The 11,862-nt window shown below is 43.2% G+C and carries 11 protein-coding genes; 8 read left to right on the top strand and 3 right to left on the bottom strand.

All coding sequences use genetic code 11. From position 1 onward, the window contains the following. Positions 1-137: 137 nt before the first annotated feature. The 8 genes from dcd to QZ157_RS07105 all read left to right on the top strand — a co-directional run bounded on the left by dcd (position 138) and on the right by QZ157_RS07105 (position 8,032). Positions 138-698 carry a dCTP deaminase gene (gene dcd, locus QZ157_RS07140; protein WP_295143672.1) on the top strand — a complete coding sequence of 187 codons (561 nt, stop codon included), beginning with the start codon at positions 138-140 and terminating at the stop codon, positions 696-698. 358 nt (positions 699-1,056) lie between these two features. Next, positions 1,057-2,055 carry a UDP-N-acetylglucosamine 4,6-dehydratase (inverting) gene (pseB, locus tag QZ157_RS07135; RefSeq protein WP_295143669.1) on the top strand — a complete coding sequence of 333 codons (999 nt, stop codon included), beginning with the start codon at positions 1,057-1,059 and terminating at the stop codon, positions 2,053-2,055. A gap of 191 nt (positions 2,056-2,246) precedes the next feature. Then, positions 2,247-3,377 carry a UDP-4-amino-4,6-dideoxy-N-acetyl-beta-L-altrosamine transaminase gene (gene pseC / locus QZ157_RS07130; protein WP_295143665.1) on the top strand — a complete coding sequence of 377 codons (1,131 nt, stop codon included), beginning with the start codon at positions 2,247-2,249 and terminating at the stop codon, positions 3,375-3,377. Further along, the gene (locus tag QZ157_RS07125) at positions 3,374-4,321 is read left to right on the top strand and encodes a hypothetical protein (protein ID WP_295143662.1); all 948 of its coding nucleotides are present in this window, start codon (positions 3,374-3,376) and stop codon (positions 4,319-4,321) included. Before pseC ends, QZ157_RS07125 begins: the two co-directional genes overlap by 4 nt. Beyond that, positions 4,314-5,699, top strand: coding sequence for an MBL fold metallo-hydrolase (locus QZ157_RS07120; protein WP_295143659.1), 1,386 nt, complete (start codon positions 4,314-4,316; stop codon positions 5,697-5,699). The genes QZ157_RS07125 and QZ157_RS07120 overlap by 8 nt, the downstream gene beginning before the upstream one ends. Next, a complete protein-coding gene (locus QZ157_RS07115; RefSeq protein ID WP_295143658.1) occupies positions 5,696-5,998 on the top strand; it encodes a hypothetical protein in 303 nt (100 codons plus the stop codon). Before QZ157_RS07120 ends, QZ157_RS07115 begins: the two co-directional genes overlap by 4 nt. After that, positions 5,991-6,692 (top strand): SDR family oxidoreductase, encoded by a 702-nt coding sequence (locus QZ157_RS07110; protein WP_295143655.1) that lies wholly within the window; start codon positions 5,991-5,993, stop codon positions 6,690-6,692. Before QZ157_RS07115 ends, QZ157_RS07110 begins: the two co-directional genes overlap by 8 nt. Continuing rightward, complete coding sequence (locus QZ157_RS07105) at positions 6,692-8,032, top strand: fatty acid--CoA ligase family protein (protein ID WP_295143653.1); 1,341 nt, start codon at positions 6,692-6,694, stop codon at positions 8,030-8,032. Before QZ157_RS07110 ends, QZ157_RS07105 begins: the two co-directional genes overlap by 1 nt. 58 nt (positions 8,033-8,090) lie before the next feature. Here QZ157_RS07105 and QZ157_RS07100 read toward each other — a convergent pair whose 3' ends face one another. From QZ157_RS07100 to QZ157_RS07090, 3 genes are read right to left on the bottom strand one after another with little or no spacing between them, the layout of a single operon-like run. Next, positions 8,091-9,347: an FkbM family methyltransferase gene (locus QZ157_RS07100; RefSeq protein ID WP_295143651.1), complete on the bottom strand. Its 1,257-nt coding sequence runs from the start codon at positions 9,345-9,347 to the stop codon at positions 8,091-8,093. Next, positions 9,344-10,603, bottom strand: a complete 1,260-nt coding sequence (locus QZ157_RS07095) for an FkbM family methyltransferase (protein WP_295143648.1) — start codon at positions 10,601-10,603, stop codon at positions 9,344-9,346. Before QZ157_RS07095 ends, QZ157_RS07100 begins: the two co-directional genes overlap by 4 nt. Beyond that, on the bottom strand, positions 10,600-11,862 hold the full coding sequence (locus QZ157_RS07090) for an FkbM family methyltransferase (RefSeq protein WP_295143645.1): 1,263 nt from the start codon (positions 11,860-11,862) through the stop codon (positions 10,600-10,602). The genes QZ157_RS07095 and QZ157_RS07090 overlap by 4 nt, the downstream gene beginning before the upstream one ends.

The raw sequence follows: 11,862 nt of genomic DNA, 5'->3' as shown, positions 1-11,862 counted from the left end.
AAAAATTAATTATAAAAAATAAGAAAATTTACTAGCAAAATATTCAAATTCGATAAAATTTAGCGCAAAACGGTGCTCAAATTTTAGGTAAATTTAAATTATGTTATAATCGCGTAAATTTAAAATAAAGGTAAAAAATGGGGCTGAAATCTGATGCCTGGATACGCAAAATGTCGCACGAAAAGGCGATGATAGTGCCGTTTGCCGAGGAGCAAGTCGGGCGCGGCGTGGTTAGCTACGGAGTGTCTAGCTACGGCTACGATATCAGGGTCGGCGACGAGTTTAAAATCTTTACGAATATCGGCGGCACCGTGGTCGATCCAAAAAATTTCGACGAGAAAAACGTGGTAGATTTTAAGGGGGGCGTTTGCATCGTCCCGCCCAATTCATTCGCTCTAGCGCGCACGATCGAGTATTTTAACATGCCAGATAACGTGCTAGCCATCTGCCTAGGCAAAAGCACCTACGCTCGCTGCGGCATCATCGTAAACGTCACGCCTTTTGAGCCTGGATTTAAAGGGCATATCACGATAGAAATTTCAAATACGACGCCGCTACCGGCTAAAATTTACGCGAACGAAGGCATCGCGCAGGTGCTATTTATCGAGGGCGACGAGCCGTGCGAAGTGACGTATGCGGATAAAAAGGGCAAATATCAGGCGCAAGAAGGCATAACCCTGCCTAGGATTTTGAAGTAGTTTAGGGGCTTGTCTTTTTTGCTTATGCTTCGCTGGATTACAAATTTTAAGCCGGGCAACCTTTATCCGCTTAAAATTTAATCCGCCTCGCCTCCTCGTAGCAAAGTCTCGTTACGAGCGCAAAGCAAGAAGTAAAAGCAAAAATACCGCACCTAAACAAATTTAACGAGCTAAATTTTGAATCAAATTTAAGGCACGGTTTTTGCTCCGGCTGAATAAAATTTAAATAAACGGCGAATCGTTTTAGCTAGATGAGGCAAATTTAAAATTTGCGAAGGAGCGTATGCAAAATACGCGGCCGAGCGAATTTAAATTTACAACGTACGGCGAAAAAACGAGCCGCGAAAGGCAAAAATAAATGTTTAACGGAAAATCCATCCTCATCACCGGCGGCACCGGCTCGTTCGGAAAAAAATACACCGAAATTTTACTCTCCAAATTTAAACCCAAAAGGCTAGTCATCTACTCTCGCGACGAGCTCAAACAGTACGAGATGGCGCAGGTTTTTAAAGACCCCGCCATGCGATTTTTCATCGGTGACGTGCGCGACGAAAAGCGCCTGATGACCGCGATGAACGGCATCGACTACGTCATCCACGCAGCAGCCATGAAGCACGTGCCAATCGCCGAATACAACCCGATGGAGTGTATCAAAACCAACGTCAACGGCGCGCAAAACGTCATCGATGCGGCGCTTGAGTGCGGCGTGAGCAAGGTCATCGCGCTCTCGACCGACAAGGCGTGCAACCCGGTAAATTTATACGGTGCGACCAAGCTTGCCAGTGATAAACTTTTCGTCGCGGCAAATAATATCTCGGGCGGTAAAGGAACGAAATTTAGCGTCGTTCGCTACGGCAACGTTATAGGCTCGCGCGGCTCGGTCGTGCCGCTGTTTAAGAGACTGATCGCAGAAGGCGTAAAAGAGCTACCGATCACGCACGCGGATATGACGCGGTTTTGGATCACGCTAGAACAGGGCGTAAATTTCGTGCTTAAAAACTTCGAGCGCATGAAAGGCGGCGAAATTTTCATCCCAAAAATCCCGTCGATGACGATGATAGAGCTTGCTCGCTCCATGGCGCCACGTCTTGGCGTAAAAATAATCGGCATCCGCCCGGGCGAAAAGATGCACGAGGTCATGATCGGCAAGGACGACGCGCACCTAACCTACGAGTTTGACGACCACTACGTGATCAGCCCGTCGATCAAATTTACGAGCAAGTACGATGATTTTAGCACAAACGCACTAGGCGAAAAAGGGCATCTCGTGGAGGAAAATTTCGAGTACAGCTCGGATAAAAATAAAATTTGGCTAGATAAACACGGGCTTTTAGAGATGATCGAGGCTAGTAAATAAATTTGACTGAAATTTGAGTTAAGCGTATAAAATTTATAAAAAACGAGGCGAAGTATTTTTTCGCTAGACGAGGCAAATTTAAAATTTGCGAGGGAGCGTATATAAAATACGTGACCGAAAAAATTTTAAATTTAACGACGTATAGCGGAAAAAGACGAGCCTCCAAAAAGACAAGCCGAAAAAGGACAAAAATGATACCTTACAGCAGACAACAAATCGCCGACTCCGACATCGCCGCCGTCGTGAGCGCCCTAAAAGACGATATCCTAACGGGCGGCGACAAGGTCGGCGAATTTGAAGAAGCGATCGCCAAGTACGTCGGCATAAAGCACGTCGTAGCAATGAACTCGGCGACGAGCGCACTTCACGTCGCATATCTTGCGCTAGGCATGCGAGAGGGCGACGAGGTGATAACGACTCCCGTTACGTTTGCTGCGACGGCGAATGCGGCGCTAATGGCTGGAGCGGAGGTTAAATTTGCGCCCGTCAAATTTGACGGAAATATCGACGAAAACGCGCTAGCAAGCCTCATCACGCCTAAAACCAAAGTCATAACCGCGGTTGATTTCGGCGGCAATCCCGTAAATTTGGGCGCCATCCTAAAACTAGCCAAAGAGCGCGGCATAAAGGTGCTTGACGACGCTTCGCACGCGCTGGGCAGCTCGCAAGGAGGCGTAAAAGTCGGCGCAAAGGCGGACGTTAGCATTTTTAGCTTTCACCCCGTTAAGCCGCTAACTACCTTTGAGGGCGGCGCGCTAGCGACAAATGACGAAGAGATCGCGCGCCTAGCACGCCTCTACCGCTCGCACGGCATAGCCAAAAAACGCCTCTGGGACAGCGATCAGACGGTGCTTGGCTACAACTACCGCTTGCCCGACGTCGCCTGCGCGCTAGGGCTAAATCAGCTAAAAAGACTAGACGAAACTATCGCGGCGCGCGAGAAAATCGCCAAATTTTACGACGAAAAATTTGAGAAAAACCCGTATTTTAGCACCGTAAATTTACCCGACGGCGTCGTTAGTTCGCGCCACCTCTACCCTATTTTACTATTTCGCCAGTTTTGGTGCGCCAAAGAGGACATATTTGCCGCCCTTCACGAGCGCGGTATCGGCGTGCAGGTGCACTACAAGCCCACTTATAAATTTAGTTTTTACCGCGAGCGCTACGGCGATATCTGGGTTCCTAGCGCCGAGGACTTTTACGCGGCCGAGCTTAGTATCCCATGCCATCAGTGCATGAGCCTAGAGGACGCAAATTTCGTCGCGGACGCGCTTTTTGAGGTTTTAAAGAGCTTTGATACGCCGCAAGGTTGTAGAGTTTGATCCTGCTCCACGCCCGCGGCAACGAAAAAATCGGTATCGGCAACCTCGCAAGGTGCTACGAGCTAGTAAAATTTCTAGCTCCAAACCGCGACGTAAAAGCGATTTTCGAGTGCGACGAGAAGTTATTTTCCAGATTTAGCCAAAACGCGATTAGAAGCGAAAATTTGGAGCATTCAAAGGAGCTGATTTACCGACTAAAACCGCAAATTTATATTAACGATTTGCTCGATGCGGATAAAAATTTAAGCGATGTTGTGCGAAACGCTGGCGCGCGCAAAATCGTAAGTTTTAATACCTTAGAATACGGCTTTGAGCCGGACGCGCTATTTATAATGGACGAGTTTGACTACCCCGCCGCAAGCGGAAATTTCGAGGTTTTTCGTTCGTTTGGCTACTACATCGTAGGTGGCGACGTAGTAAAAAGGCGCGCTAAATTTACGCCCAAGACGCGGCTAAAAAATATCTTGCTATCTTTCGGAGGCGCCGATCCCGCGATGTTTAGCGAATATTTTGTAAACGTGATAGCAAACGACGGTCGCCTTTATACGCTAGTTTTGGGGCCTGCGATGAGCGATGAGCGAAAGGCGAGGATAAAAAGCGTTAAAAAACCGAATTTAAACTTTATCGACAGCCCCGCGAATTTGATAGATTTAATCTTAAATCACGACGCCTTAGTCACGTTAGGCGGCATGAGCGCATACGAGGCGATGACGCTAGGTACGCCCGTTTGCGGCGTGGAGTGGAGCTACCTAGCCTACGTAGTAAGAAGTTTTGCGGAGCTTAAAATGATAAATAATTTAGGCGATATTAAAAACGCTTACGAAAATTTATTAAATTTAAATTTAGCAAGCGTAAACGAAATTTGCGAAAACGCCTACCTCAAAATAAGCGGCGACGCGCTAGCGAAAATAGCGAAAATTTTAGACGGATTTGAAAATGAATGAAGTTGAATTAAAAATTTGCAAAGGTGGCGATCTGGGGGCTAACTCCTACGTAATAACCTGCGGCGAGCACGCTATCGTTATAGATCCGGCCGATTTTACGCAGATTACGGACGCTTTGCGCGGCAAGAAGCTTGATTTTATCGTTATCACGCACGAGCATTTCGATCACGTCTTAGCGCTAAACGAGCTAAAAAGCCGCTACGGCGCCGAAGTAATCGCGCAACGCAAAGCAAGCGAAAATATCGCAAACCCGAGCAAAAATTTATCGAGATTTAGCGATATGATTTACGATGTTATGAAGATTAAAAAAACGCGCGAGACGCCGGAATTTAGCGCGCAAAAGGCCGATACCGAATTTGACGAGAGTTTTGAGCTTTCGTGGCTGGGGCATACGCTTACATTCATTCATACGCCAGGACACTCCGAGGGCAGCTGCTGCGTGAAGTTAGGAGGGCTGCTGTTTTCGGGCGATAGCTTATTTGAGGCCGTAGATACGTCGTTTCTAGGCGGCGCGAAGGCAAAAGCCGCATACGATAAAATTTCTATGCCGTACTTTCGCTCGCTAGATCCGTTTTTGCGCGTTTGCCCAGGGCACGGCGAGAGCTTTATCCTGGGCGACAAACTAAACGCGCGGCAAAAAGCGACGGAAATTTTTAAAAATCGTCCGAAATTTACGAATTTTTTCGTAAATTTCGGCGAATTTAACGAAGCGCTAAAAAACGCCAAAATTTTAGTGCGAGCAGAGTGCTGTTTTTTACTCGTAAAGCAAGGCGGATTTTATAAATTTTACTATTTGGTCGATAAGCTTGAAAATTTAGCGAATTTAGACGAGTTTTTTAGGCTGATAAACGAGCCCGTCGTAGCCGAAATCGTCTCGAAAAACGCCGTTGCGAGCGATTTTTTAAAAGGCGTAAAATTTAAGCCGTATAAAATTTACTCTCGTTATAGATCCGTTAAAAAAAATAGAAGCTTTACCAACGTTTTACCGGCGGACTTAAGCGACGCAAGCGAAATTTTTGAGCTTATTAGCGAGACTTTCGATCCGCTTAGCGATTATTTACCGAGCTTTGAAGAGCTATCTGAGCTAATCGCAAAGGGCCTAGTTTTTGTTATCAAGCAAGAGCGCGCGATAGCCGGAGCGGCGATATTTGAAATAAAAGAAAAAATTTGCTATTTTAGGCTAAATTGCGTAAAAAAAGAGTTTCAAAACGGCCTTATCGGCTTTGCGCTAGCCTCGGCTCCAAAGCAAATGCAAGAGGCTCAGACTTTTTATACCTGGATAAACGACGAAAACAAAGAAGCCGTTAGGCTAAATTCCGCGCTCGGATATAAACCCGACGGCCTAAAAAACTATATCTTTATAAAGGACGACGAATGAATTTGCAAACCATACGAACTTTAATCATCGATTCGCTCAAAGAATACAACCAAGAGCTGCAAAGCAAAGAGTTGCAAAACCCGACGATAGATACTAGGCTTTACGGCTCGTCTAGCGCGCTAGATAGTCTGGGGCTCGTCTATATAGTGAGCGATTTGGAGGATAAAATTTATCAAAATTTCGGCAAAAGCATCGTACTGGCCGATGAAAGAGCGATGAGTCAAAAAACCTCGCCGTTTAGAAGCGTGGAGACGCTGGCTAATTATATTCAAAATCTTTTAGAAGAACAAAATGGCTAAGGCGATAATCGTAACTGGCACCTCAAAAGGCATCGGAAAAGAGCTTTGCGAGCGGTATTTACAAGAGGGCTATTTAGTCGCGGGCTGCTCTAGGAGCCAAAGCAAAATCGCGCACGAAAATTACAGACATTTTAGTCTCGACGTGAGCGATGAAATCGCGGTCGTAGCGATGATAAGAGAGGTTAAACGGGAATTCGGCAGGATAGACGCGCTTATAAACAATGCCGGCATCGCCTCTATGAATCATTTTTTAACCACGCCCTTTGATAGCGTAAAAAAGGTATTTGAAACGAATTTTTTCGGTACGTTTTTATTTAGCAGGGAAGTCGGCAAAGTCATGATGAAGCAAAAATACGGCCGTATCGTAAATTATACGACCGTCGCAAGCGCGCTAAGACTAGAAGGAGAGGCGATCTACGCCGCCAGCAAAAGCGCGATAGAAAATTTAACCCAAACGCTGTCAAAAGAGCTAGCGCCATTTAACATAACCGTAAACGCGCTAGGCCCCACGCCGATAAAAACCGACCTAATAAAGGCCGTGCCGCAGGACAAGATAAACGCGCTTCTTGAAAGACAAGCTATAAAGAGATTCGGGAATTTCGGCGATATAAAAAATGCGGTAGATTTTTTCATCGACGAAAAAAGCGACTTTATCACGGGGCAAATTTTATATTTAGGCGGAGTTCATAACTAATGCGAGAGATGATCGAGAAATTTAAAGACGGTAGCCAAACGGCGATAATCCATAAAGACGAAAAATATAGCTACGCAGAACTTTATCTAAAAATAAAAGAGACGCTAAATTTTATAAAAAACGAGATCAAAAGCGGCGAAGTAGTCGCGATTTTGAGCGATTATTCATTTGAGAGCGTCGCGCTTTTTTTTGCCCTTTACGAAAATAAAAACATAATCGCGCCCATAATCTCAAACGCGCAAGAAGAGATAAATTTAAAACTAAAAGAGTCTTTTTGCGATAAAGCGATAGAAATTTGCGGCCGAGGGTTTAACGTAGAAGAGCTAAATCCTAGCGGAACGCATCAAATTTTATCAAATTTAAAAAAGAGCGGACGAGCCGGCCTCACGCTATTTTCAAGCGGTAGCACGGGTAAGCCAAAAGCGATGATACACGATTTAGACGCGCTAATAGACCTTTATAAAAATAAAAAACAAAAGCGGATGAATATGCTCGTTTTTTTGATGTTTGATCATATCGGCGGCATAAATACGATGTTAAATATCTTATCGACGGGCGCTACGATGATAATCCCTCAAAACAGAAACGCCGATGACGTCTGCAAGCTAATTAACGAGTATAAAATAGCCGTTTTACCCGCAAGCCCTACGTTTTTAAATCTGATTCTTATCGGCAAATCTTACGAAAAATACGATCTAAGCTCGCTAAGGATGATAACCTACGGCACGGAGACGATGCCGGAGGGGCTTTTAAATAGGCTAAAATCGGTGTTTACCAAAGTTAAATTTTTGCAGACTTTCGGCACCAGCGAAACGGGCATCGCATCCACGTCGTCAAAATCATCCGATTCTACCTTTATGAAAATAGACGATGAAAATTTGGAATATAAAATCGTAGACGGCGAGCTGTGGCTAAAAAGCAAAACGCGAATTTTAGGCTATCTAAATGCGGATATGGATAGCTTTACCGATGACGGCTGGTTTAAAACGGGCGACTTAGCGCAGCAAAGCGAGGACGGCTTTATAAAAATCATCGGTAGAAGCAAAGAGATCATAAACGTGGGCGGACAAAAGGTGCTTCCGTGCGAGGTAGAGTCGGTGCTGCTTGAGATGAAAGAGATACAAGACTGCCTAGTTTACGCGGAAAAAAACGCTATCACGAATCAAAGCGTCTGCTGCGACGTAGTTTTAAAGCCGGGCGTCGATGCGAACGGTATCAAAATTTTAGTTAGAAAATTTTGCAAAGATAAACTAGATAGTTTTAAAATCCCCGTTAAAGTAAACGTCGTGCAAAAGACCGAATTTACACAAAGATTTAAGAAAATAAGAACGAAAAGCTAAGCAAATTTGGCGTTTGCCTAGCTAGAATTTTAAACGACGCAGCGCTGCCAGGCTAAATTTACTTCGCTTCGGGCAAGGCGTAAATCACCGTTTCTTCCTGCGTGCATTCGTAGTGGCGCATAAAAAGCTTGCAGTCCGGTATCCATAGCTTTAAAAGCAGCGGTATATCCCATAAGTCGCTAAATTTATGATAAATGCAAATGGCAAGCTTTGGTTTATGGCTTATTATATCATCCATCGCGCCTAGCAACGCGTACGTTTCAAAAGTCTGCACGTCCATTTTGATAAAGGTCGGGATATGGTTTATAGCGTCGCTAATCGCGGCTACGTCGATCTTTTGCTCCGAAATTTCGGCGCTTAAAGTCGCTCCCAAACCCTCGCCTTGCATATAAAAAGTCGCATTTTCGTGATGTACGCCGGCTTTTATCGGGGTGATTTTTTCTTTTATTTCTTGCGGCAGTTTGCTTACGAATTTGCTTAAAATTTTAAAATTTCGCTCGTCGGGCTCAAAGCTATAAATATGCTTAAATTTATTATCCACGGCTTTTAAAAACGCCTCTATCGTATCCCCCGTATATCCGCCGCAGTCTACGAAAACCTCTTCGTCGCTAAATTTCGCTACTTCGTCGAAATACTGCTTTTTAACGTCGTCTTTGACCTCTAAAAGGTAAGTATAATCCTCGGTGAGTTTAAATTTCAAAGCGGCTTTAAAAACGCGCCTTGACTTTTCATCGTTAAGCAAGCCGTAGAGAGTAACTATGCGAGAAATTTCGGGCGTCGTAAAGACGTGGTTTAGTTCGTTAAAGTCGTATTCTTCGAAGCCGGTTTGCTTTTTATCGAAAAAGCTATCGCTTATAAAATTTTTCGCAAGACTTCGCATGCTATAAATATGCGTAAAGCCGTTATCGTAGAGCAAATGCGGAAGCTGAGCGAAAATTTCGGCGTTTATAAAAATAACCGTATTTGCCGGATCTGTGTAAAATTCATTTTTGGAGATCAAATTTGCCTTAAATTTATCGTATTTTTGCAAGTCTAGATAATCGTAGTCTTTGCAGTTTGCAAATATCCCCTCGCCGCTATCTCTTTGGGCTACCCAGTCGTATACGCCGTAAATATCTACGCCGTAGGTTAGTTTTAAAAATTTAGGCAATACTTTTAGATAATAGCCAGTGCCTAAAATAATTAACTTTTTATCTTTACAACGCGTCTTAAACCGCTCTATCTTTTCTTGTTCGTAGATATGGTTAAATTCGCCCTCTTGCGTGGCAAAAAGCGTATCTACGAGCTCTTTAAAATCGCCTTCTTTTATTTTCATTTTTGATCCTTCGGTATGGCGTATACCACGGTCTCGGCTTGATAACATTCGTAGTGCCTGATATACAAATCATACTCGCTAACCCACTGCTTTAAGAGTAGCGGTATATTCCAAAGGTCGTCGAATTTATGATATATGCTTATAGCAAGCTTAGGCTTATATTTGACGATACTCTCCATCGCGCCTAGCAGTGCGTACGTCTCGAATGTCTCTATATCCATTTTTATATAAGTCGGCGCAAATTTTACCACGTCGTCTATGGCGCATACCTCCACCTTTCTATCGGTGGCTTCATTGGTGCATGCTATCGCCATCTCTTCGCCTTGTAGGTAAAAGACGCTACTTTTATAATAAACTCCCGCCTTTATCGCTTTAATCTTATCTTTTTGTTCAAGACCTTCTACGTATTTAGTTAAAATTTTAAAATTTCGCTCGTCGGGCTCAAAGCTATAAATATGCTTAAATTTATTATCCACGGCTTTTAAAAACGCCTCTATCGTATCCCCCGTATATCCGCCGCAGTCTACGAAAACCTCTTCGTCGCTAAATTTCACTACTTCGTCGAAATACTGCTTTTTAACGTCGTCTTTTACGTTTATCAAATAAGTATAGTCCTCGGTGAGTTTAAATTTTAAAACCGCCTTATAAACCTCTTTTGATTTCTCGTCGCTAAGGAGATTATAAAGCGTAACTATGCGAGAAATTTCGGGCGTCGTAAAGACGTGGTTTAGCTCGTTGACGTCATACATCGCAAATTCGGTAGCCTTTTTATTTAGCACGCTCTGGGACAATAAATTTTTACCCAAGCATCTCATACTATAATAATGCTTAAATCCGTTGTAGTAAAGGAAAAAAGGCATATATAAAAAAGACTCGCTATTTATAAAAACGACGGTATTTGCCGGATCTGAGTAAAATTCCTCTTTTGATATAAATTTGACCTTGTCTTTATATTTATTATACTTTTGCAAGTCTAGATAATCGTAGTCTTTGCAGTTTACAAATATCCCCTCGCCGCTATCTCTTTCGGCCACCCAGTCGTATACGCCGTAAATATCTACGCCGTAGGTTAGTTTTAAAAATTTAGGCAATACTTTTAGATAATAGCCAGTGCCTAAAATAATTAACTTTTTATCTTTACAACGCGTCTTAAACCGCTCTATCTTTTCTTGTTCGTAGATATGGTTAAATTCGCCCTCTTGCGTGGCAAAAAGCGCGTTTACGAGCTCTTTAAAGTCGCCGTCTTTTATTTTCATTTTTGATCCTTCGGTATGGCGTATACGACCGTTTCTGATTGCGTATTTAGGTAATGGCGTATGTAAATTTTATATTCGTTAACCCACTGCTTTAAAAGTAGCGGTATATCCCATAGATCGCTAAATTTATGGTAAATGCAAATGGCGAGCTTTGGCTTATGATTTATAATCGTATCCATTGCGCCCAGTAACGCATAAGTCTCAAAAGTCTCGATATCCATTTTAATAAACGTAGGCGCCGCCCCACCCGCTTCGTCTATCGCGGTTACCCTCGCCGTCCTATCGGTTACCTCACTGGTACAAGTCGTCCAACCGCCGCTTGCTTGCAGGTAAAAAGTCTCGTTTTTATACGATACTCCCGCATTTATAGGAGTGATTTTTTCTTTTATTTCTTGCGGTAGTTCGCTTACGAATTCGCTTAAAATTTTAAAATTTTCATCGTCGGGCTCATAACTATAAATATGCTTAAATTTACCGTTTGAAGCCTCTAAAAACTCGGCTATCGTATCGCCGTTATATCCTCCGCAGTCTACGAAAACCTCATCATCTTTTAAGCTAATAATCTCCTTATCGAAGTATTGCTCTCCGCTAAGTTCTCTTGAATACGCCGTATAGTAATAATCCTCCGTAAGCTTAAATTTTATCATCGCTTTGAAAATTTCTCTTGATTTTTCGTCTTCCAACAGATTATAAAGCGTTACGATACGGGCGATTTCGGGCGTAGTAAAGCTATGATTGATCTCGTTTATATCATACATTTCAAGTCCCGTCGTCTTTTTGTCGAAAATCTCTCGCGTCAAAAATCCGCTCGCTAAACATCTCATATGATAGATGTCTTTAAATCCGTTTTCATAGAGCCTTACGGGAACCTCGGGAAAGGTTTCGCTGTTTAAAAATATGACCGTATTTGCCGGATCTGCGTAAAATTCCTCTTTTGATATTAAATTCGATTTAAATTTATTATATTTTTTTAGATCGAGATATTTGTAATCCTCGCTACCGGCTAGGATTCCTTCGCCGCTTTGTTCTTCGGCTACCCAGTCGTATACGCCGTAAATATCTACGCCGTAGGTTAGTTTTAAAAATTTAGGCAATACTTTTAGATAATAGCCAGTGCCTAAAATAATTAACTTTTTATCTTTACAAAGCGTCTTAAACCGCTCTATCTTTTCTTGTTCGTAGATATGATTAAATTCGCCCTCTTGCGTGGCAAAAAGCGCGTCTACGAGCTCTTTAAAATCGCCGTCTTTTATTTTCAT

The organism is uncultured Campylobacter sp., from assembly GCF_905372745.1.
In the GTDB taxonomy this organism is placed as follows: domain Bacteria; phylum Campylobacterota; class Campylobacteria; order Campylobacterales; family Campylobacteraceae; genus Campylobacter_A.
The sequence above is the reverse complement of the archived record's forward strand: the minus strand, read 5'-3'. Positions and strand labels throughout refer to the sequence as shown.